The organism is Pseudomonas sp. RV120224-01b, assembly GCF_003208145.1.
In the GTDB taxonomy this organism is placed as follows: domain Bacteria; phylum Pseudomonadota; class Gammaproteobacteria; order Pseudomonadales; family Pseudomonadaceae; genus Aquipseudomonas; species Aquipseudomonas monteilii.
Genome location: NZ_QKMQ01000028.1, coordinates 1 through 20,991, shown reverse-complemented (window position 1 = coordinate 20,991; position 20,991 = coordinate 1). Strand labels below are relative to the sequence as shown.

Below are 20,991 nucleotides of genomic sequence, written 5' to 3'. Positions count from 1 at the left end.
GTGCTGTTTGGTCGAGCATGAAGATGTAAGTAAATATTTGTTTGTATGCAGTCGTCGCTGTGTATTAGTCTCCATCCGGTTTTGTTTTGGCTGGCTATTTTTTGGCGCGTGAGCCGATATGTGTTTGTAGGAAAGTGGGCGCGGTCATATAGGCGTTTGTACTGTTTTTGGAGAGTGAATCAGGATGATTAACCGTTCTGTATATGGCGCCGGTCTCTCGTTGCTGTTTTGTTTGCAGCCGGTACTGGCAGGCCCCACGCGGGACTGTTCACGGATTGTGTCGAACGTTGAGCGACTGGCCTGTTTCGACCAGGCTGCGAACACGCCGGCATACACGACAGAACGGCAGTGGTCTGCACCAGAGCAGCAGGCCCCGAGCGTGCTGCGCGTGATGGCAAATGAAGCGGCGCGGGCGCCAGATGACCTGACGTTTCACATCGGTAGCCGAACCGGTGACGGTGCCGGCGTTTCAGCGCTCGTGATATCAGCGCCTGCCATCGCATCGGGTAACGAACCCGCTTACCTGGCAATCAGTTGCATCCAGGCCATCTCCCGGCTGCAACTGATTGCCAAACGCCCGATCGAGGCAAGCTGGGTCAAGGTACGGCTGACAGGGCAGGGCTGGTCTACCCGTGAAACACCCTGGCAGGTGATGGAGAACGGGCAGGTAATCGATGCCGGCCGGGGTTTGCCGGCGATTGAGCAGATCAGGAAGCTGATTGGTGCCCATCGCATCGAAGTGGTGAGTGAGCACAGCGAGCTCGACGGGTTGATCTTCGATGCACAAGGGCTGACCCCGTTGATTAGCCAGGCGCGAAGCGCATGCCGGTGGTAGCGCAGGTGTCAGAGGGCAAGCTCACGCGACTGCTGGCGCCGATCGATCCGGCAGTACCGGCTGGGCTGTTCGATGTCGAGGACGAAACCTACCAGGCGATCGACCAGGAGATGGTCAAGCTGGGCGGGCTGCAGGAGGCGATGATCGACTGGGTTTACATCGAAGAGGCGTCCTGTCAGTACCTGAGCCGGCAATGCAAGCACCTGCGAATCGTCGCGCACTTGAGTGCCGCCTGGTTACGCAGCCGCTGCTGGGAGCGTTGGGGAGATACCTTGGCGTTGCTGGCCGGCATGATCGAGTGCTATTGGGAACCCGCCCACCCCAAGCCAGGGCCGAAAGGCTTCCTGACCAAGCGCAAGCTGGTCGGGCTGGTGATCAACCGCTTGAACGAGGCGTTGCCGCGTCTCGACCGTTTCACTTATACCCCTGCCCATGCAGCAGCAGCGCAGGCGGCGTTGAAACACCTGCAACAACAGCACGCGGCACAGCTGGAGGCTGCTGTTCTCGATGGGCTGGAGCGCCTGCTGTGCCAACACATTGAACGTGTCAGCGGTGCCGGCGAGGCTGACGTGCCCAAGGCGCCGGCTGCAAGCGTGAAGTCTGCGCCGCTGGCCGATGTCATCGCCACACCCATGCCGCGTGTGTCGATGGGCACTGAACGTGAGACACGACGGGCCATATTGGCCATGGCCGAACTCATCAACCAGCAGGACCCTTACGACCCAACCGGCTACCAGTTACGGCGTTTCGGTTTGTGGGCACACATTCAGGCGGCGCCTCCGGCCAGGCAAGGCAGCCGCACAGAGTTGATGGCGGTGCCACTGGATATCACGCGGGTGTATGAAGAGGCCATTGCCAGCACAGCGATAGACCCAGCCTTGCTTCAGCGCATCGAAAAGAGCGTGGCGGCGTGCCCCTACTGGATTCGTGGCAGCTTTCTGGCTGCAACCGTCGCCACGCGGCTGGCGATGAGCGATGTGGCTGAGGCCATCCGTTGCGCGACCGCCCGGTTTGTACAGCGCATGCCGGCCCTTCAGCAGCTGTGCTTCAGCGACGGATTGGTATTTGTCGATGACCAATGCCTGGCGTGGCTCAAGGGCGCGCAAGGGCCTTCTGGCCAAGCGGCCGCACCCCACGCGTTTGGTGGCCTGCATGAGGAACTGGCCGGGCAACTGGACAGCGGCGGCGTAGAGCCCGTGCTGCTGAGGCTGCAAGCACTGCAAGCGGACCTGGGTACCCCTCGGGACCGCTGCCATACCACCATGATCGCAGCCGACTTGCTGGCCGCACGGGGCGTTTCCTGGCTGGCTCAGGACTTGTGCGCCGGCGTTGCCCGAACGATGCAGCAAACCACCGCCAGTACGTGGGAGCCAGAGGTATTCCAGCGGCTTCAGCAGTACGCAGCCCCTCCAACGCTGGCTGATCAACACAAGGACCAGGAGCCTCGATGAATCATATATGGAAGCAATTCAAAGGTTGGGGCTTGCCGTGGGTAACGCGCATTGGCCTGGCGCTGCCGCTGTTACTTGGGTTGGCGGCCGCGCTGCTGCTGGTCGCCATCTGGTGGCTCGGCCCGCAATGGACGTGGCGCGAGCAACAGCCATTGGCAAGTGTGGCGCACCGCAGCGTGGCAAGCCTGGTACTCATGCTCGTGCCGCTAATAGGCTGGCTGGTGGTGCTGCGTACACGCTTTCGCAGATTGCAAGCGGAGCGCCGGCAGGCACGGGCTGCCGAACAGGATCGCACGCTGCCGTTGGTGCAGGCGCAAGAGAAGGCGCTGAGCCTGGGGCTTGACCGGTACCTTGACAATGCCGGTGGGCCACGTGCCTTGTACCGGCTGCCCTGGTACCTGGTAATAGGTGATGAACAGGCCGGTAAAACCAGCTTCATCGACTGCACCGATCAGCGTTTTACCCTGACGCGTATCGATCAGGTCCAGGCACAAGGGCGACAGACTGAAGCGCTGGCCTATCCGGTGGGCTGGTGGGTTAGCGACGATGCTGTGCTCATCGACCCACCCGGTGCGTTCATCCGCCAGCAGCCAGCGGCGGGCTCGGCAGCTGACGCTCCCGCCGAGTCAGCGCCCTCTTTTGTGCCGGGGGCCCAGGCCAGGTTGTGGGACCACCTGTTGGGCTGGCTACTGCGCAATCGCAGCCAGCGAGCGCTTAACGGCGTGGTGCTGGTCGTCGACTTGCCGGCACTGCTGCATGGCACGCCTGAGCAGCGCGTTGCGCTGGCCCACAGGTTGCGCACCCGCCTGTACGAAGTGAGCAGCCACCTGGGGTCGCGCTTGCCGCTCTATGTGGTACTGAGCAAATTCGATTTGCTGGACGGCTTCGATCAGTTCTACAGCAAGCTTTCGGCCGCCAGGCGCGAAAACCTGTTGGGGTTTACCTTCAAACTGGATGCGGTTGACGCGTTCGACGCCTGGCTGGATGAGTATGACGAGCACTACGGTCGGTTTCTCGTCACGTTGCAGGAGCAGCTCATCGATCAACTGGATGTGCTGGTGAAGGCTCCACCGTGTGGGCGCCTGTTTTCGCTGTATGGGCAGTTGGTCGGGTTGCGCCCCATACTGCTGGCCTTTCTGCGCGAAACCCTGGTGAGTGACTGTTACTCCACGCCTGCCCTGGTACGCGGTGTGTATTGGTCGTCTGTGATGCAGCAAGGCGACATGCGCAATGCTTTTGTCCGTGAAGCCGCACAGCCCTACAAGACGAAACTTCCGCTGCGTGAAGGCAAGGCACAAGGCAAGGCATTGGCCTACTTCATCCAGCAAGCCTTCAGGCGGGTCATTTATCAGGAGGCCGGCCTGGCGGGCGACAACGTTCGGGTGGCGCGCAGCAAGCGTCAACTGCTGTGGGTCGGCTCGGGCGTGGGCATCCTTGCGTTCAGCATCGCCCTGGCGAGTTGGCAACGCTATTTCGATATCAATGGCTCCAAGGCCGCCAGCGTGCTCGCCAAAAGCCAGGAGTACAGCCATCACCAGGTCGATCAGCGCCTAGACCCGACCGGGCGCAACCTGTTGGCGCCACTGGACCAGATCCGCGATGCGGTGGCGGTGTTTGGCGACTATCGCGTGGCATGGCCAGGGGTTGCCGATCTTGGCCTTTACCAAGGGCGCAACATTGGCCCCACGGTTGACGAAGCGTACCTCAGCTTGTTGTCCAGGCGTTTTTTGCCGGCCTTGGCCAGCGGCGTGATCGATGCCATGAATGCAGCACCGCCGGGCAGCGAGCAACAAATGGCGGCGCTCAGGGTTTACCGGATGATCGAGGACCGCCACAGTCGCCGGCCTGAATGGGTGGAGGACTGGATGGCGCGCCAATGGCAAAAGGCGTTCCCTGGCCAGGGGCAGTTGCAGCGAGACCTCATGCACCATTTGAAATACGCCCTGGCCTACGCTGACACCGATTTGCCGCAGTACCGTGAGCGTGTCAGCGAAGTGCAGCAGGCATTGCGTAAATTGCCTTTGCCACAGCGGGTTTATGAGGGGCTGAAGCAACAGGCTCAGGAGCAATTGCACACCGGCCTGAACCTGCGTCACCAGGTAGGCCCTGCCTTCGATGTCGTGTATCAGCCATCTTTCGGGGCCGGGCATGGGGAGGAGGATGTACAGCTGTCCCCCATGCTCACAGCCAAAGGCTTCAGGGAGTACTTTGAACCGCGCAGCCAGCGGTTCGCTGAAATGGCGATGGTCGATCAGTGGGCGCTGGGGGAGCGTGCCCAGCTCGATTATTCGAGCGTTGATCGAGAGGCGCTGACCGAACGGCTGCACAACCTTTACAGCGCCGATTACGTCGACAGCTGGCGTCGCGCCTTGAACGCCTTCACCGTGGCGGACTTCCGTGATCTGGACCATGGTGTCACCGTCCTGGAACAGTTGACTGGCCCGGCAGCACCGTTGCAGCGGCTGCTGCATACGGTCAGGGATAACACGTCGCTTGCGTCACCGGCAGTTGTCGAGGCACCGGGCGAGGTGGGTTCGTTGCTGCCAGTAACGGGCAAGCCCGAGCAACAGCAAGCACAGGCCATCCAGCGGGCTTTTGCAGGCCTGGGCGCCATGTTGCAAGTGACAGGAGACAAACCGAGCTACTACGACGAAACCCTGGGTGCCGTATCGGCTGTGCTGGACTATGCCAAGGCCGTACAGGACAGCCCGGACCGCGGCAAGGCTGCACTGCAAGCCGTGCATCAGCGCTTCTCGATGACCGGGCAGGACCCGATCGGCACCCTGCAACGTGTTGCCACAGGTTTGCCGGAACCGATCAACCACCAGGTCAGAAAGCTTGCCGACCAGACAGCCCAAGTGCTGAACGTTGAAGCACTGCGCGAACTGGAGCGACGTTGGGATGCTGAGGTGTACAGCTTCTTCCAGCAGCGTCTGGCAGGCCGCTACCCCTTCGTGGTGAGGGCGCCTGATGCTTCACTGGATGACTTCGAAGCATTCTTCGGGCCCAAAGGGCGCCTGCAGCAGTTTGATGATCAGTATCTCAAGGTCTTCCTCAAGGACAACCTTGAGGCGTTGCAGTCTGGCCAGCACGGGCAGTCCTTGATTCGCCCCGACGTGATCGAGCAGCTCGAGCTGGCCGAACGGATTCGCGAAACCTTCTTCGATCAGCGAGGCAAGTTGAGTGTGCAGTTCAGTATCGAACCGTTGGGGCTCAGTGCGAACCAGCGTACCAGCCTGCTGGACCTGGATGGCCAGTTGATCTCCTACACCCATGGGCCTACCCGGATCACCGGTATCGTCTGGCCCAATACCATGGGACAGCAGGTACGCAGCAACCTGACTTTACTCAGGCAGAACGGCAATAGCAGCAGCCTCGAATACCGTGGCCCATGGTCGATGTTCCGCTTGCTTAGCCGCGGCTCGCTCAATGGGCGGACGGCGACCAGCGTGGACCTGAGCTTCAGGACGGGTGACGGTGTAATGCGCTATCGGTTGAATGCTGAAAAGGCCTTCAACCCCATTACCCAGCAACCGTTCAAAGGTTTCCGCTTGCCACGCGGGTTGTTGCAACCGTCACCCAAGGTTGCTCAATCGGGGCAACCGCATGAACAGCCTTTATGACGCCATGTCTTGCTGAGGTCATGGCGAGCTTAAGCCGCTCAACGCCCTACCGGCCAGATACCCGAAGGTCATCCCCGGCCCAAGGGTAATGCCACCGCTGGGGTAGTGCCCACCCATGACGCTGTGCATGTCGTTGCCCACCGCAAACAGGCCGGGTATCGGCTGCCCAGCGTGGTCCAGCACACGGGCCGAGGCGTCTGTGCCCAGGCCGGCGAAGGTGCCCAGGCTGCCCGGCAGTAGCTCCACGGCGTGAAACGGCCCATGCAGCAAGGGCCGCAGCGACGGGTTGGGGGCTTGCAACGGTTCGCCCTGAGCCCGGTTGTAGGCCGATGCGCCGCGTTGGAATACCGGGTCCTCACCTTGGGCTGCATGCCGGTTGAAGTCGTGAATCGTGCGCTGCAGCTGCACGGCATCGATCCCGCAGCGCTGCGCCAGTTCCGCCAGGCTGGCGCTACTGTGCAAGTAACCACGGCGTTGATAGAAGCGGGTAGAGAACGGAAAGGGCTTGGCCCAGCCAATGCCGTAACGACGTTGTGCTGCGTGGTCGCAGATCAGCCAGGCTTCAGGTGCTTCGCCGTGCGGTGTAGCGGCGAACAGTGCGTTCATGAAGTCATGGTAGCAATCGGCCTCGTTGACGAAGCGTCGGCCATCGCGACGTACCGCGATGAAGCCAGGTTTGGCGCGGTCGATCAGGTGCGGGAAATGGCCGAAACTGCCATCGCCGCGTGGCACCTTCGATACAGGTGCCCAGGCGCCAGCCTGGGCCAGTGCCGTACTGACCAGGCCACCGGCTTGTTCACCCAACCGCAGGCCGTCGCCGCTGTTTTCCCTGGGTGCTGCGGAGTAGTGCTGGTCACCCTGCGGCGCATGCGGCATCAGTTGCGCGATGCGCTGGCGGTCATGCGGGAAGCCACCGCAGGCCAACACCACACCATGGCGTGCCTGGATGACCTGGCCGTCGGCAAACCGTGCGCCACTGACCCGGCCTTCTCCCAGCAGGTCGCTGGCCGGTTTATTGGTCAGCAGTGTCACATCAAGGTCGAGGGCGCTGCGTAACAAGCGTGCGACCAGCGCGTTGCCATTGACCAACTGCTGGCCGCGACGATGCAGCAGCAGGTCTCGCCCATGGCGCAGCAGGCGTTTGCTGACATGCAGCGCCGCCTTGGCCGAGCGGGTGGCGTTGAAGAAGGCGGCCATGTCGGTGCCACCGGCAATGCCCATGCCGGCCAGGCTGACGATGTCCAGCGGTGGGCGTAATGTGTGCAGCCAAGGCCCGAGCTGGCGCCCGTCGTAGGGCAGGGCACACAGTGATCGACCGCCGTGTGCGCTGCCATCGCCTTCACGCATGTCGGGCATGCGGCTGCCACTCTGGAACTGTACCGCCGTGTGCTGTTGGAAAAACGCCACCATTTCCGGGCCATGGCGCAGGAACGCACGTTGAAGCGTGTCCAGTTCGTGGGTGTGGGTTTGCGCACGCAGGTAGCGCTCTGGGGCATCGTCGGTTTCGACGATGCCTTCAGCGATGGCCAGCGGGTTGCGCGGTATCCACAACCAGCCCCCCGACCAGGCGCTGGTGCCGCCCAGCTGGCGGGCTTTTTCCGCAACGATCACATGCAGGCCGTGATGCGCGGCGGTTACGGCGGCAGCCAGGCCCGAAGCGCCGGAGCCAATGACGAGTACGTCACATTCGAGGGGTTGCATGAAGGGGGTCCGCTCAGGCGTTGGTAGAGGATGGCGCGTTTTACTGCAGCGGCGAAAAACCGGTGGGCCGCAGCAGCCGCGATTGCAGGCGTACAACGGCCCCGAGCTCGCGGTTAAGCCGCGAAAACGCTGCCCAGCGTGGGTCCGCTGCCATGGCTGTGCGCCGTGCGATGCGATCGTCGAGGCTGGCATAGCCCCAGATGTGCACCACCTGGTTGACGTCGCCGAACTCGCTGGTGAAAAAGCCGACCAGGTTACCCAGGTGTTCGCTTTGCACGTCCAGCGCGTGGCTTTGGTAAAGGGCTAGCCAGTCGGCCATTTTCAGTGGGTCGAGGGTGTAGGTTCTCAGTTCGTAGTACATGCCGGGGTCTCCGTATGGGTGGCCGGCGCCTGCAGGCGCGCGGTGATGTGGTTGGCAGCAAGCCAGCCGAAGGTGAGGGCAGGGCCCAGGGTGATGCCGGGGCCGGGGTAGGTGCCCTTCATCAGTGAGTTCATGTCGTTGCCGACTGCGTACAGCCCGGCAATTGGCTGGCCGCTACGGTCAAGCACGTTGGCATCGGCGTTGGTCACCAGGCCACGGGCCGACCCGAGGTCGCCGGTGTGAATGCGGATGGCGTAGAACGGCCCGTTGCTCAACGGCGCCAGGCAGGGGTTGGGCGTGTGTTGCGGGTCGCCCATGTAGCGGTTGTAGCTGTTGCTGCCTTTGCCGAACGCACGGTCGATGCCATTGCGGGCATCCGTGTTGAACTGCTCAAGGGTTTGCGCGAACACTTTGGGCTCTACGCCAATGGCCTGGGCCAGGGCTTGCGGTGTAGCGGCCCGGTACAGGTATCCGGCGTCGATCAACGCCTGGTTGTTCACAGGCTTCGGCCGCGCCAGGCCGAGCCCATAACGGTTCATCGCCTCGGCATCGCACACCAGCCAGCAGCTGGCAATGCCGTTGGCGAACATGGTCTGCACGAAGTGATGGTAGGAGTCGGACTCGTTGACGAAGCGCCGCCCGGCCGGGTCTACCGCAATCACGCCAGGCTTGGCGCGGTCGGTGACCAGGTGCGGGAAGCGCTCCCGCTGGCCACCGGCATGGCGCCGTTCGGAAACCGGCGCCCAGAAGAAGTTGGCCGCCAGGCCTTCGCCCTCGGCGGCCGACACCGCCTGACCAAGGCGCAGGGCAGCACCGTCGTTGCAGGCGGGCGACATGGTCAGGTGCGGCGCTTCTTGGGCGGGGCGGTAGCTGGCGGCCAGTGCACCTGCAGCGAACCCGCCCATGGCGCACACCACGCCGCCACGTGCCATTACCCGCTGACGTCGGCCCTCGTGCAGTACAACCACGCCGGTCACCACGCCGTGCTCGACAATCAGCGCTTCGGCTTCGCTGCGTAACCACAGTTGCGTGCCATGGGCGAAGGCACTGGTGGCCAGGCGGGCGATCAAGGCGTTGCCAGTGGTAAGCCGAGTGCCACGCGGGTGCTGCAGGCGGTCCCGCGCGTAGCGCGCCATCAGTTTCAGGCAATGCCACAGCGAACTGAGCGAGCGGCGAATACTGAGAAAATGCTGGATATCCACGCGGTTCACCATCATGCCGCCGAACAGCAGCATGCCGGGCGGTGGCATCTGCAGGTCCTTGAAGCGCTGGCCGAGGTGCTTGCCGTCGTACTCGACCATTTCCAGTGCGCGGCCGAACTGCGTGGCGCCGGGCGCATCCGGGTAGTAGTCGGGCGAGTGAGGGCGCAAGGCATAGCGCAGTTCGGTGTGCTGCTCCAGCCAGCGCAGCGCCTGGTGCCCATGCTCGATGAAGGCGTCGCAGAGCATGGGGTCGTAGCCATCACCGATGACGTGTTTGAGGTAGGTGCGCATGGCCTCGGGGGAGTCCTTGGCACCCGCGTCACGGGCCTGATCGGTGCCGTACAGCCATACCGCACCGCCGGAAATCGCCGAGGTGCCGCCAAAGCGTTCGGCCTTTTCCACGACCAGCACCTTCAGCCCGCGGCAGGCGGCGGTGGCAGCCGCAGCCAAGCCGCCGGCGCCACTGCCCAGTACCACCAGGTCAACGCTGTGTTGTGTGTGTTCAAGGGTTGCCATGGCTTCAGATCTCCAGCGGCGTCACGCCCATGAAGGCGCCAAGGTGGCCGAGTTGGGCGTAGGCCATTTCCGGCCCTGTCTGGATCGGGCAGCCAACTTGCCGTGCGCGGTTCAGCAGTGGGGTGATCTCGGGCGAAGTGACCACGTCGGCCACCAGGGTGTCGGGTTGCAGGGTAGCCAGCAGGGCGGCGGGCAGCGGCAGCTCTGCGCTTGTGCCCATGCCGACCGGGGAGGCGTTGGCCACCAGGTCGAAGTCTTCCAGCCCACTGAACTGTGTGCTGACCGTAAGCTCAGGGAAGGCATTGCCGAGCAGTTCGCACACCGCCCCCATGCGCGCTGTGCTGGGGTCGCTGAGGGTAATGCCGGCAATACCTGCCTCGCCCAGCGCATAGGCGATGGCGCTGCCAACACCGCCGCAACCGATCACCAATGCCCGCTTGCCTGTCGGTTTGAAGCCATGCTTGCGCGCAGCGCCCAGGAAGCCGGCGCCGTCCACGTTGTCGCCCAGCAAGCGCCCGTCGCGCTCGCGGCGTATCACATTGACCGACCCCAGTGCCGCCGCGCGTTCGCTCAGGCTGTCCAGGCGGTTGGCTAGCGCCTGCTTGTACGGCACGGTGACCACACAGCCGCGCAGGTTTTGCCAGCCGCGCAGGGTGTCGGCAAAGCTGTCCAGCGCCGCCTGGTGCAGGTCGATGGGCAGCATGGCGAGGTTGCAATTGTTGTGGGTGAACCAGGTGTTGAAGTTTTCCGGGGACTTCACCTGGGCGATGGGCGAACCGACGATGGCGACCAGTTCAGTTGAACCACGAATCATGCTGACCTCCTTATTGGCGTTGTTATGGCGGTCAGCGTGAAGCAGCGGGGTGTGGGCAACAATGCGCTAATCGGGGGTTTAGTGCGATAATCGCAGTCATGTTCCGGTTATCGCGGTAATCGGCTGTTTTTCTCCCTGCTAGCGAGTTGAAGGCATGAACACCCCCGCCATTCACCCCCGTGACCTGATTGCCGGCTTGCAGAAAGGCCTGGCCCTGATGCAACTGTTCAGCGCCGAGCAGCCACGCCTGAGCGTGCCGCAGGCAGCCAGGCTGTCTGGCCTTACGCCCAGCGCCGTCCGGCGCTTTCTACTGACTTTGGTGCATGAGGGCTTTGCCGAAACCGACAGCCGCGAGTACTGGCTGACGCCCAAGGCGTTGCGCCTTGGTCAGGCGTATGTCGACTCGGCGCAACTGCCGCGCATGCTGCGGCCGATCGTCGAGCAGGTGGCGCGGCAGACCCAGGAGCATGTATCAGTGGGCACCCGCGATGGCGACGAGATCATCCACCTGGTGCGCAGCCGCTACAGCCATGTGGCGTCGTTGTCGATCAGGCCAGGCTCGCGGGTGCCGATGTATTGCACGGCGGGGGGGAGGATATGGCTGGCCTGGCTGGATGAAAACGAGCGGGATGACTACTTTGCACGCAACCCGCTGCGGGCACTGACGCCTTACACACAGACTGACCGTGGGCTGCTGGAGGCGGAGTTGCTGCGGGTGAAAACGCAGGGCTTTTGCATGGTCGACCAGGAATACGAGATGGGTATGCGTGTGCTGGGGGTACCGTTGCTGGATCGGGCCGGGCAGTTGAAAGCAACGCTCACCATCACAACCCATGCTTCGCGCCTGAGCGTGGATGAAATTCGGTTGCGGTATGTGCCGACGCTGTATGAGGCGCAGGCGTTGTTGCGGCCAGTTCTGGATTGAGGGGAATGTGTCGCAGCTGATGTCGGGGCAGAGCCTTGTGCAATTGGGGCCGCTTTGCGGCCCATCGCCGGCAAGCCAGCTCCCACATTGACCGCGCAATCCTGAACAGCTGCGCACTGAGTCGTCAGAAAATGTTGAGCGGGTACTCGGTAATCACCCGCACTTCATCAATCTGGCCGCCACGCTCCGAGCTACGGTAGCTGGCCTGCCGCACCCGGAACGACAAGTCCTTGGCTGCGCCGGCCTGCACCACATAGCGTACTTCAACGTCACGCTCCCAGGCCTTGCCATCCAGGTCACCACCGGTACCGCTCTTGAAGTCGGTGCCTTTCACATAGCGGGTCATGAAGCTCAGCCCCGGTACGCCATAAGCGGCCATGTTCAGGTCGTAGCGGGCCTGCCAGGACTTTTCGTTCTCGTAGTCGAAGTCCGAGTACTGCACCGAGTTGGCAAAGTTGTAGACCGCGTTGCCGTCTGGCCCGTACACGTAGTCGCCGGTGCCGGACACCTTCTGGTAGGCCAGGGTGAAGGCATGAGCACCCAGCGTCCAGGTACCGCCCAGGCTCCAGATGCGGTTGTCCAGGTCGCCACTGCGGGCCTGGCCGATGCTTTGCGTGTCGTAGGCGTTGAAGTCGAACTTCAGCGACTGGCCGGTACCCAGCGGCAACAGGTAGCGGGTGTTCACGTAGTACTTGCGAAAGTGCTCGGCAGTTTTGGCGTAGTACAGGCTGCTGGAGAGCCGCTCATTGAACGTGTACACCCCGCCCAGGTAGTCCACGGCGGTCATGTGCCCGCTGTCTCGGGATGACTGGTTGCGGTTGGTCAGGCCGGTGAAGTGCCCCGCGTCCAACTGCAGATTGCGGATTTCCTTGCTGGTGAGCGAGAAACCGTCGACGGTTTCCGGCAGCAGGCGGCTGTCGGAGGTGGCCAGCACAGGCACTGCCATTACCTGCGTGCCGTATTTGAGCACGGTGTTGGACGCGCGCATTTTCAGCACTGCGCCGGCTTTGCTCATGTCTTGCTTGGCGCCATGGCTGTCCTGCTCCAGCAAGCCCGTACCGCCCCCCGTGCGGCCGTCACCCGTGTCGAGCTTGAAGGCGTACTGGCCGATCAGGTCGATGCCAAAGCCGACGGTGCCTTGGGTGAAGCCGGACTGAAAGGTACCGATAAAGCCCTGGGCCCATTCCTCGCCGTAGTTTTGCCGTGCGCCGCTGGCGCGGTTGTCACGCTGCATGTACATGTTGCGTGCCTTGACAGACAGCTTGCTGCCTTCGATGAACCCTGCCGATTCGGACTGCTCGCTGGCCTGCAGCAAGGGGCTGGCAGACGCCAGCAAAAGGGCGGTGACGCCGAGTGTGTTGATGCTCATTTCATGCTCCGTTTGCTTGTTCTAGTTAGGTGGCAGCGTGATGCAAGGGGTGCCTGAGCCGTTTTGCAGGCGTGCAGAAGCCCTGTCCGCGCCTGTGCAGGGCAGAGCATTCGTACGTTTACAGGTGGCTCAAGCGGGTGGTGCGCCCGCCGACCGGCACCTGAGGTGCCGGCAGCGGGCCAGGTGGCCTCGGCCTATCGCTCGATCTGGCGATTCCAGCGGGCGTTCCATTCCGGACGTTGGGTGTTGACCTGGTCCCAGTCGATGGTCACGGCCGTTTGCAGGTAGGTCTGCATGGCCTCGACCTGGCCGCGGGTCTTGTCGCTGGTCGGGGTGTTGGGGTTGGACGGGATCTGGTCACCCAGCTCCAGAGCCGGTGCCTGCGCTTCGGGGCTCAGCAGGAATTCGGCGAGCTTTTGCGCAAGCTCCGGCTGGTCGTTGTTGGCGGTGACGCATTCGGCCTGGTTGAGCACCACGGCGCCTTCCTTGGGCGCTGCGTACTCCACCGGGATGCCTTTGAGCTTCAGTGCCGTCACCTGGGTGGGGGTGAGCGGGAACAGCGCGGCTTCGTCGGTTTGCACCATTTCCGAGAGCTTGGCCGAGTTGGGGATGTACTCCAGCACGTTCGGGCCAACGTTCTGCTTCCAGGCCGCGAAGCCCGGGTTGACGTCGGTATCGGTGCCGCCGTGCAGGCGGTTGTACATCAGGAAACCGTGCAGGCCGAAGGTGGACGAGGCCATCGACTGGAACACCACCTTGTCTTTGAAGCGCGGGTCGGCCAGGTCATTCCACGAGGTGGGTGCGGCCCAGCCCTTTTCCTTGAACAGGCGGCTGTTGTAGGCCAGCCCGGTTACCCCCAGGCTGACGGCGGCGGCCTTGTCCTTGATCAGGGCCTTTTCCGGCAGCTGGGCCAGGGTCGGGTTGGGCTGGAGCGTGCTGCACAGCCCCATGCCAATGGCGCGGTACATGATGCCGTCATCCAGCACCATCACATGGATCGACGGCTTGTTCGGCGTAGCCTGGACCTTGGCCAGGATGTCGGCCGACGTGCCGGGCACGATCACCACCTTTACATCGTTGGCCTTCTCGAACCGGGGCAGGATGTTGTCGCTGAACAGCCGTTCCATGGTGCCGCCGTTCATGCCCAGGTACAGCGTGGGTTGGGCCATGGCGGGCAGGCAGGCGAACAGGCCGGGCACGGTGCAGAACAGGGCGAGCAAACGTTGCTTGTGCGTCATGACAGGTTTTCCTTGTGGTGGTGGTTGGGCTGAAAACGGTGGATGGAAAAGGCCGACAGGCTGATGGCGGGTGCGCCTTGCAGGATGCATTGCGCCAGTGCTTCACCCGCCGCCGGGCCAATCTGGAAACCCGCGCCGGCAAAGCCGAAGCCGTGCAGCAGGCCGGGTTGGTGCAGGCTGGGGCCAAGCACCGGTTCGTCGTCGGGCAGGTAGCCTTCGGTGCCGCTCCAGGTGCGGATGGCCTGGGCGCCGGCCAGGGCCGGGTACAGTTCGGTGGTGTTGCGCAATATGTCGAGCACGGCGGCCTGGCCCGGGCGTGCGGTGGTCGGGGTCAGGGCAAAGCCGCGCCCGCCGCCGAGCACGCAGTTGCCGCGCGCTACCTGGCGGGCGTAGATACCGCCGCCTTCGACCCCGGTGCTGGCGGTCATGAACAGCGGCAGCGGCTCGGTGACCAGCATGGCCGGGTGGGCGGCGGTGAGTGGCACCGGTTCGCCGAACTGTTCGGCCAGCTGCGCCGACCAGGCGCCGGCGCAGTTCAACAGCCAGGGTGCCTTGAAGCACTGGCCGTTGCTGGTATGTACGCTGAAGCGCTGGCCGTCGTGGTCTACATCAAGCACCTTGCACTGCTCGTGCACCTCGGCACCGCTGTGCCGGGCCGCCTGGGCGAACGCCGGCGATACAAGGCGAGGGTTGGCGTGGCCATCCTCGGGGCAATACGAGGCACCGACGGCGATGTCGCCCACCCAGGGGAAGCGCTGGCGCAGCTCGCGGCGCTCCAGCAGTTGCAGGCGCAGGTCAAAGGCCTCGGTACGGCGTGCATAGGCCTTCAGGGCATCGAAATCGGTTTCGCTGCGGGCCAGCTTCAGGTGGCCGCTGCGGGCGTACTCGCCGTCAATACCGATCCATTCGCGCAGCTGCCCCCAGATGGCATGGGCGCGCATCGACAACGGCAGCTGGGCCAGCGAGCGTCCCTGTCGGCGCACGCCGCCGTAGTTCACCCCGCTGGAATGCGAGCCGCAGAAGTCGCGCTCCAGCAGCGCCACCTGTTGGCCAGCACGGGCCAGGGTCAAGGCAGCGCTGCTGCCGACGATGCCGCCACCGACGATGATGGCGTCCACTTCAAGCAGCCTCATGGCTTTATCTCCAGACCAAAGGGCAGCGGTTTGACGGGTGCCTGGCCGCGCAAACGCCCGACCTGATCAATGGGCCGACCGCTTTCGCAGGCGATCAGCTCGGCGGCAGCGGCGCCGCACACACGGCCTTGGCAGCGGCCCATACCGACCCGGCACATAGCCTTGACCCGGTTGATTTCCCAGTGCCCGGCGCGCACGGTAGCGCGGATTTCCCCGGCGCTGACCTGCTCGCAACGGCACACGGTCAGCTGGTCGGAGGCTTGGCTGGCCCATTGTTCGGGGAACGGGAAGGCTTGCTCCAGGCCCTGACGAAAGCGTTGCAACGTGGCCAAGCGCTTTTCCAGCTGCCGCTGGCGTTGCGGGTTGCCAGGCTTGCCGAGATCGGCCAGCAGCGTCAGGGCTGCCAGTTCGCCGGTCATCTCCGCACCATCGGCACCCAGGATGCCGGCACCGTCGCCCGCCAGGTACACGCCGGGGCTGCTGGCGCGGCCCTGGGGGTCACGCACCGGTAGCCAGGCGCGGTTGAGGGTGTTCCAGGCAAACTCGCAGCCCAGCAGGTCGGCCAGCTGGGTTTCGCTGCGCAGGGCGTGGGCGAAGGCCACAGCGTCGCAGGGCAGTTGATGCTGTTGGCCGTTGAGTGACCAGCGAACGCCGCTGGCGCGTTGTTCGCCGTCAATGCCGAGCAGGGTTACGCCCTGGTGCACCGGTACGCCTTTGCGGGCAAGCCAGGCGCGGTAGTAAAGGCCCTTGGCAAAGGTGCCCGGCTGCAGCAGCAGGCGTGGCAGGGCACGTACCTGGGCGCTGAACGGCGAGGTGTCGAGCACTGCGCTGACCGTGGCGCCGGCTTTGGCGTACTGATAGGCCACCAGGTACAACAGCGGCCCACTGCCTGCCAGCACCACCCGCTCGCCGATGGCGCAGCCCTGGAACTTCAGGGCAATCTGTGCAGCGCCCAGGGTATAGACCCCAGGCAAGGTCCAGCCGGGGATCGGCAACACGCGGTCGGTGGCGCCGGTGGCGACAATCACCCGGTCGAACGCCAGGCGGTCGGCCAACTCACCCTGCTGCAAGGTGTCCAGCACCTGCTGCTCGGCGTTCCACACCAAGGTGTCCGGGCGGTAGTCGAGTTGCCTGCGCAGTTGCTCAAGGGTGGTGTGCACGGCTTGTGCCTTGCCGGCCTCGAAGCCGTACAACGCGTTGGCCGACCGGCGAAAGTTGGCCGGCTGCTGGCGGTAGATCTGCCCACCACCGCGGCTGGCTTCGTCCAGCAGCACCGGGCGCACGCCATGGGCCACCAGGGTTTGCGCGGCGCGGATGCCGGCGGGGCCGGCACCGATGATCACGATTGCAGTCATGGCCGGCGCCCCGGGTCGCGGGTGATGCACTGGCCGGCTTCCAGAAAGGTCGAGCAGGCGCGCACCCGGCGCCCATCCTGCAGGCGTACCCAACAGTCCTGGCAGGCGCCCATCAGGCAGAAACCGGCGCGCGGCTCGGCGTTGAAGTCGCTGCCGCGCAGGTGCGTGGCGTTGGTCAGGATGGCGGTCAGCAGGGTGTCGCCGTTCATGCCCTGGGCTGGCTGGCCGTCGAGCAAAAAGGGCAGCGGCTCGCGGTCGTGCTCGGCCACGCGCTTGAACAGGGGCATAGGGGCATTCCTTGTCATTGCTTGCCTACCAGTACGCGGTCCAGGCCGTATACCCGGTCCAGGGCGACCATGGTCAGGGCGGTGACGGCGATCACCAGCGCCGAAACGGCGGCCATCATCGGGTCGATCGATTCGGTGGCGTACACGTACATGCGCACGGGCAGGGTCTGGGTGGCGGGTGAGGTGACGAAGATCGACAGCGTGACTTCGTCGAAGCTGTTGATGAACGCCAGCAGCCAGCCACCGGCTACCCCAGGCAAGATCATCGGCAGGGTCACTTTGCAGAACAGCGTGACCCGGCCTGCGCCCAGGCTCTGTGCGGCCTGTTCGGCGCTGCGGTCGATGCCAATGGCGGCAGCCAGCACCAGGCGCAGCACGTAGGGAGTAATCACTACCACATGGGCGCACACCAGCCAGGCGAAGCTGCCATTGACCCCAAGCAAGGCGAACAGCCGCAGCAGGGCCACACCCAGCACCAGGTGCGGGATGATGATGGGTGACAGCAGCAGGCCGTTGACAAAGCCCTGGCCCGGGAAGCTGTAGCGGGTCAGCGCCAGGCCTGCGGGCACGGCGATCAAGGTGGCCAGCGAGGCCGCCAGGGCGGCGAGTTTCAGGCTGTTGTAGAACGCGTCAAGGAAGTCGGCGCGCTCGAACACGGCGCTGAACCAGCGCAGCGAGAAGCCGGCGGTGGGCAGGCTCAGGGTGTTTTCCGGGGTGAATGCCACCAGGCACACCACCACCAGCGGGGCGAGCATGAACAGCATCACCAGGGCGTGAAAAGACAGGGCCAGCGGGCCGTTACGGGTCATGGGTTCAAACTCCAAGTGCGCGTTTGTAGCGGCGTTCCACCAGCCGGTTCCAGCTGAGCATCACCAGCAGGTTGATCAGCAGCAGGGCGACCGCGATGGTGGCGCCCATCGGCCAGTTCAGTTCGGCCAGGTACTGGTCGTAGATCATGGTGGCGACCATCTTCAATCGGCGCCCGCCCAGCAGGCCGGGGATGGCGAACGAGCTGGCCGCCAGGCCGAACACGATCAGCGTGCCCGACAGCACGCCGGGCATGATTTGTGGCAGCACGATGCGACGGAACACCGTCCACTGGCTGGCGCCCAGCGACAGTGCAGCCTGCTCGGCGGCCGGGTCGAGCTTCTGCAACGAGGTCCATACCGGGATGATCATGAACGGCAGCATCACGTGGACCAGGCCGATGATCACCGCAAACGGGGTGTACAGCAGCTTGACCGGCTGCCCGCCGAGGGCGCTGATGCCTTGGTTGATCAGGCCGTCAGAGCCCAGCAGCAGGCTCCAGCCGAAGGCGCGCACCACCACCGAAATCAGCAGCGGGGTCAGCACCAGGATCAGGAAGATCGAGCGCCACGGCGCGCCCATGCGGCTAAGCACCATGGCCTCGGGGATGCCGATCAGCACGCACAGCAAGGTGACCAGGGCGCTGATCCAGAAGGTGCGGAAGAAAATCTCGTAGTAATAGGTGTCGGTCACCAGGCTCAGGTAATGGCTGAAGGTGTACTGGCCGGCCTGGATGCCGCTGGTGTAGTCGAACGCGTTGAACGACAGCAGCACGGTCAACCCCAGCGGCATCACCAGCAAGGCCAGGAACAACAGCAGGGCCGGGCTGCTCAGGCCGTAGCCCCAGGCGTTGTTGCGCAGTTTTGCCGTACTCATGCCGCCACCTCGGTCGCGTTCAGCACCCGCAGCAGGGCATCGTTCCAGTCCAGGCCGACCGGCGCACCTTCGTCCAGCGGCGCGCTGCCATCGTTGGCGCGGACCACGGCCAGGTTGCCCAGGGCAGTATCAACGCGGTACAGCCACTGGCTGCCGAGGAAGTAGCGGCAGCTGATGCGCCCTGCCAGTTTGCCGCTGCCCGCCGGGCCGAGGCTGATCTTTTCCGGGCGCAGGCTGAGGGTCAGCGGCCCCTGGGCCGCCGCCTGCGGTTGGCCGCCGGGGCCGGTGACGCCACGCAGGCGGTTGGCCTTGCCGACAAAGTCGGAAATGAACGGCGTGCCCGGGTGTTCGTAGAGGCGGTAAGGGTCATCGACCTGGGTGATGCGCCCGGCTTCCATCACCACCACCCGGTCGCTGATCGACAAGGCTTCGGCCTGGTCGTGGGTGACCATCAACGTGGTAATGCCGACTTCATGCTGGATACGGCAGATCTCGAACTGCATTTCTTCACGCAGGTGCGCGTCCAGGTTGGACAGCGGCTCGTCCAGCAGCAGCACGGGCGGTTCGATCACCAGCGCGCGGGCCAGTGCCACACGCTGGCGCTGGCCGCCGGACAGTTCCCGGGGGTAGCGGTCGGCGTGCTTGTCCAAGCGCACCAGCGCCAGCGCCTGGTCGACGCGGCGGGCGATGTCGGCATTGCCCACCTTGCGCATGCGCAGGCCAAAGGCAACGTTGTCGCGCACGGTCATGTGCGGGAACAGCGCGTAGCTCTGGAACACTACGCCCAGGCCGCGGCTGGCCGGTTTGGCGTGGGTGATGTCGCGGCCATCGAGCACGATGCGGCCACTGGTGACCTCGACGAAGCCGGCAATCATCTGCAGGGTGGTGGTCTTGCCGCAGCCGGAAGGGCCGAGCAGGGAGACAAACTCGCCTTTTTCGATGGCCAGTGACGAACTGGCCACGGCCTCCGTGGCGCCATAGCGCTTGCAGAGTTTGTCGATCAACAGAAAGGTCATGGCTGTGCTCCATCGCAAACGGAACCGGGGTAAACCGGCAGTTTCAGGGTGGGCAGAGCGCCAGCGGCGAAAAGCAATGCTTTTACGGACGTTGGCGCTCGCTTCTGTGGCGGCGGCCGATGTTGTGATATCGCCCTATGGACCGGAGAGTAGGGCAATGATTAGGATGGCGACAAAGGGTAATTTCACTGAGTGACAGCTATTTTGAAATTATTCCACTCAATGAAATTTGAGAGGGTTTAGCGAAAAATGGATTCCGATAAACGAAATGAGCAAGCCAGGGAAGTGGGTGTCAGTGCCGTGTCCCGTTTGTTCGCCGTGTTGCGAGCGCTGGGTGACTGCGGTGGCGAGGGCGAGAAGGTCAGCCAGCTGGCCCAGCGGGTTGGCCTGGCACAGCCCACCACACACCGGTTACTGCGCAGCCTGATCGAAGAAGGCATGGTCGACCAGTGTGCGACCAGCAAGCGCTACCGCCTGAGTCTGGATTTCTTTGCCCTGGCGGCCAAGGCCGGGCAGGCCGGCAATTTGCGCGATGTGGTGCGCCCCAGCCTGCTGCGGCTGTCGGCTTCGCTGGGTGATTCGCTCTTTCTGCTGGCGCGTTCGGGGTTTGACGCCGTGTGCCTGGACCGCAGCGAAGGGCCTTACCCGATCCGCACCTTTACCGGCGACATTGGCGGCCGTGTGGCGTTGGGCGTGGGGCAGGGCAGCCTGGCCATTCTGGCTTTCCTGCCTGAGGAAGAACGTGACGAGGTGATCCGTTACAACCTGCCGCGGCTGAAGGATTTTCACCATTACGACGAAGTGCTGTTGCGTGCCGAAATCGACAATGTGCGCAGCCTGGGTTACGCCGGGCGCAATACCGGCGTGCTGGACGGCATGGCCGGCCTGGCTGTGCCGATCCTGGACCGTAACGGCCATGCGGTGGCGGCCTTGAGCGTGGCGACCATCAGCGACCGCCTTGGGCCTAACCGCATGCCGACTGTGGTGGCCTTGCTCAAGCGTGAGGCGGCGGCGATCGGCGAACGGGTCAACCCGTTCGACCCGGTGCTGCGCCGCCCTTCGCATGTGTTTGGTTGAAGTATTGAATTCAGGTAAATGCGATTTCAGTGGAACTAAATGCCTTGCAAAAAAACTGAAAGCTGTCGCGATCACTGTGGGAGATCACCCAGCCCTTCCGGGCTGCGCTGTCGCGCAGCAAACTTGAGATGTACGGCTTCAGATCTGCGCAGCGCTGACATTTTGAAAAAGAAAAGGCGGCTGGCCCGATAGGGCCAGCCGCCTTTTGCTTTGTTAGGGTTTGTGCGCGCGGGACAGAGATCGTAGCCAGCACTGGTGTGTGTCCGCACACCCGCGTGGGAGAGTGATCCGCACGGTATCGGCGTGAAGTCCCTGTAGGCATCAGCTAAATCAGCTGTGACCACGTATGAGAGAGTGAACACTTTCGCCACCGTGTGCCCCGCGCGCCCCTTATCCTGCGAGGAT

General features: G+C 63.8%; 18 protein-coding genes. 5 read left to right on the top strand and 13 right to left on the bottom strand.

What is annotated here, in order from left to right:
• Positions 1-184: 184 nt before the first annotated feature.
• The 3 genes from vasI to tssM are packed head-to-tail and all read left to right on the top strand — an operon-like array spanning position 185 to position 5,909.
• Complete coding sequence (gene vasI, locus N436_RS27835) at positions 185-835, top strand: type VI secretion system-associated protein VasI (RefSeq protein WP_110742455.1); 651 nt, start codon at positions 185-187, stop codon at positions 833-835.
• Positions 823-2,286 (top strand): type VI secretion system protein TssA, encoded by a 1,464-nt coding sequence (gene tssA, locus N436_RS27830; protein ID WP_110742454.1) that lies wholly within the window; start codon positions 823-825, stop codon positions 2,284-2,286. The genes vasI and tssA overlap by 13 nt, the downstream gene beginning before the upstream one ends.
• Positions 2,283-5,909 (top strand): type VI secretion system membrane subunit TssM, encoded by a 3,627-nt coding sequence (gene tssM, locus N436_RS27825; protein ID WP_110742453.1) that lies wholly within the window; start codon positions 2,283-2,285, stop codon positions 5,907-5,909. Before tssA ends, tssM begins: the two co-directional genes overlap by 4 nt.
• An 18-nt stretch (positions 5,910-5,927) precedes the next feature.
• Here tssM and N436_RS27820 read toward each other — a convergent pair whose 3' ends face one another.
• Genes N436_RS27820 through N436_RS27805 form a run of 4 tightly spaced genes read right to left on the bottom strand, consistent with a single transcriptional unit; the run spans position 5,928 to position 10,503 of the window.
• Positions 5,928-7,610: an FAD-dependent oxidoreductase gene (locus N436_RS27820; RefSeq protein ID WP_110742452.1), complete on the bottom strand. Its 1,683-nt coding sequence runs from the start codon at positions 7,608-7,610 to the stop codon at positions 5,928-5,930.
• A 40-nt stretch (positions 7,611-7,650) separates the two neighbouring features.
• The gene (locus tag N436_RS27815; RefSeq protein ID WP_025753224.1) at positions 7,651-7,971 is read right to left on the bottom strand and encodes an NIPSNAP family protein; all 321 of its coding nucleotides are present in this window, start codon (positions 7,969-7,971) and stop codon (positions 7,651-7,653) included.
• Positions 7,956-9,689 carry an FAD-dependent oxidoreductase gene (locus tag N436_RS27810; RefSeq protein WP_105948604.1) on the bottom strand — a complete coding sequence of 578 codons (1,734 nt, stop codon included), beginning with the start codon at positions 9,687-9,689 and terminating at the stop codon, positions 7,956-7,958. Before N436_RS27810 ends, N436_RS27815 begins: the two co-directional genes overlap by 16 nt.
• A gap of 4 nt (positions 9,690-9,693) precedes the next feature.
• Entirely contained in the window at positions 9,694-10,503 is an 810-nt protein-coding gene (locus N436_RS27805; protein ID WP_105948605.1) for a shikimate dehydrogenase, read from the bottom strand.
• A gap of 154 nt (positions 10,504-10,657) precedes the next feature.
• On the opposite strand from N436_RS27805, the gene N436_RS27800 reads away from it, so the two are divergent.
• Complete coding sequence (locus N436_RS27800) at positions 10,658-11,428, top strand: IclR family transcriptional regulator (RefSeq protein ID WP_105948606.1); 771 nt, start codon at positions 10,658-10,660, stop codon at positions 11,426-11,428.
• A gap of 124 nt (positions 11,429-11,552) precedes the next feature.
• Here N436_RS27800 and N436_RS27795 read toward each other — a convergent pair whose 3' ends face one another.
• The 8 genes from N436_RS27795 to N436_RS27760 all read right to left on the bottom strand — a co-directional run bounded on the left by N436_RS27795 (position 11,553) and on the right by N436_RS27760 (position 19,509).
• On the bottom strand, positions 11,553-12,797 hold the full coding sequence (locus tag N436_RS27795) for an OprD family porin (protein WP_110742451.1): 1,245 nt from the start codon (positions 12,795-12,797) through the stop codon (positions 11,553-11,555).
• A gap of 194 nt (positions 12,798-12,991) precedes the next feature.
• A complete protein-coding gene (locus tag N436_RS27790; protein ID WP_177410908.1) occupies positions 12,992-14,035 on the bottom strand; it encodes a polyamine ABC transporter substrate-binding protein in 1,044 nt (347 codons plus the stop codon).
• Entirely contained in the window at positions 14,032-15,168 is a 1,137-nt protein-coding gene (locus tag N436_RS27785; RefSeq protein ID WP_110742450.1) for an FAD-binding oxidoreductase, read from the bottom strand. The genes N436_RS27790 and N436_RS27785 overlap by 4 nt, the downstream gene beginning before the upstream one ends.
• On the bottom strand, positions 15,165-16,523 hold the full coding sequence (locus N436_RS27780) for an NAD(P)/FAD-dependent oxidoreductase (protein ID WP_105948609.1): 1,359 nt from the start codon (positions 16,521-16,523) through the stop codon (positions 15,165-15,167). The genes N436_RS27785 and N436_RS27780 overlap by 4 nt, the downstream gene beginning before the upstream one ends.
• Positions 16,520-16,810 (bottom strand): (2Fe-2S)-binding protein, encoded by a 291-nt coding sequence (locus N436_RS27775; protein ID WP_060499212.1) that lies wholly within the window; start codon positions 16,808-16,810, stop codon positions 16,520-16,522. Before N436_RS27775 ends, N436_RS27780 begins: the two co-directional genes overlap by 4 nt.
• A gap of 14 nt (positions 16,811-16,824) precedes the next feature.
• A complete protein-coding gene (locus N436_RS27770; RefSeq protein WP_105948610.1) occupies positions 16,825-17,619 on the bottom strand; it encodes an ABC transporter permease in 795 nt (264 codons plus the stop codon).
• A 4-nt stretch (positions 17,620-17,623) separates the two neighbouring features.
• Positions 17,624-18,493, bottom strand: coding sequence for an ABC transporter permease (locus tag N436_RS27765; RefSeq protein ID WP_110742449.1), 870 nt, complete (start codon positions 18,491-18,493; stop codon positions 17,624-17,626).
• Complete coding sequence (locus N436_RS27760) at positions 18,490-19,509, bottom strand: ABC transporter ATP-binding protein (RefSeq protein ID WP_110742448.1); 1,020 nt, start codon at positions 19,507-19,509, stop codon at positions 18,490-18,492. Before N436_RS27760 ends, N436_RS27765 begins: the two co-directional genes overlap by 4 nt.
• 249 nt (positions 19,510-19,758) lie before the next feature.
• Here N436_RS27760 and N436_RS27755 point away from each other — a divergent pair, with 249 nt between their 5' ends.
• Positions 19,759-20,586 carry an IclR family transcriptional regulator gene (locus N436_RS27755; RefSeq protein ID WP_025753220.1) on the top strand — a complete coding sequence of 276 codons (828 nt, stop codon included), beginning with the start codon at positions 19,759-19,761 and terminating at the stop codon, positions 20,584-20,586.
• 71 nt (positions 20,587-20,657) lie between these two features.
• Here the strand turns inward: N436_RS27755 and N436_RS28635 are convergent.
• The coding region (locus N436_RS28635) for a hypothetical protein (protein WP_218278267.1) at positions 20,658-20,991 on the bottom strand (334 nt) is incomplete at its 5' end.

Excerpts from the sequence above, each read along its gene's own strand:
- tssA (WP_110742454.1), top strand. The coding sequence starts at position 823 with ATGCCGGTGGTAGCGCAGGTGTCAGAGGGCAAGCTCACGCGACTGCTG.
- N436_RS27795 (WP_110742451.1), bottom strand. The coding sequence starts at position 12,797 with ATGAGCATCAACACACTCGGCGTCACCGCCCTTTTGCTGGCGTCTGCC.
- vasI (WP_110742455.1), top strand. The coding sequence starts at position 185 with ATGATTAACCGTTCTGTATATGGCGCCGGTCTCTCGTTGCTGTTTTGT.
- N436_RS27780 (WP_105948609.1), bottom strand. The coding sequence starts at position 16,523 with ATGACTGCAATCGTGATCATCGGTGCCGGCCCCGCCGGCATCCGCGCC.
- N436_RS27775 (WP_060499212.1), bottom strand. The coding sequence starts at position 16,810 with ATGCCCCTGTTCAAGCGCGTGGCCGAGCACGACCGCGAGCCGCTGCCC.
- N436_RS27770 (WP_105948610.1), bottom strand. The coding sequence starts at position 17,619 with ATGACCCGTAACGGCCCGCTGGCCCTGTCTTTTCACGCCCTGGTGATG.
- N436_RS27755 (WP_025753220.1), top strand. The coding sequence starts at position 19,759 with ATGGATTCCGATAAACGAAATGAGCAAGCCAGGGAAGTGGGTGTCAGT.
- tssM (WP_110742453.1), top strand. The coding sequence starts at position 2,283 with ATGAATCATATATGGAAGCAATTCAAAGGTTGGGGCTTGCCGTGGGTA.
- N436_RS27765 (WP_110742449.1), bottom strand. The coding sequence starts at position 18,493 with ATGAGTACGGCAAAACTGCGCAACAACGCCTGGGGCTACGGCCTGAGC.
- N436_RS27820 (WP_110742452.1), bottom strand. The coding sequence starts at position 7,610 with ATGCAACCCCTCGAATGTGACGTACTCGTCATTGGCTCCGGCGCTTCG.
- N436_RS27790 (WP_177410908.1), bottom strand. The coding sequence starts at position 14,035 with ATGACGCACAAGCAACGTTTGCTCGCCCTGTTCTGCACCGTGCCCGGC.
- N436_RS27805 (WP_105948605.1), bottom strand. The coding sequence starts at position 10,503 with ATGATTCGTGGTTCAACTGAACTGGTCGCCATCGTCGGTTCGCCCATC.
- N436_RS27815 (WP_025753224.1), bottom strand. The coding sequence starts at position 7,971 with ATGTACTACGAACTGAGAACCTACACCCTCGACCCACTGAAAATGGCC.
- N436_RS27785 (WP_110742450.1), bottom strand. The coding sequence starts at position 15,168 with ATGAGGCTGCTTGAAGTGGACGCCATCATCGTCGGTGGCGGCATCGTC.
- N436_RS27810 (WP_105948604.1), bottom strand. The coding sequence starts at position 9,689 with ATGGCAACCCTTGAACACACACAACACAGCGTTGACCTGGTGGTACTG.
- N436_RS27760 (WP_110742448.1), bottom strand. The coding sequence starts at position 19,509 with ATGACCTTTCTGTTGATCGACAAACTCTGCAAGCGCTATGGCGCCACG.
- N436_RS27800 (WP_105948606.1), top strand. The coding sequence starts at position 10,658 with ATGAACACCCCCGCCATTCACCCCCGTGACCTGATTGCCGGCTTGCAG.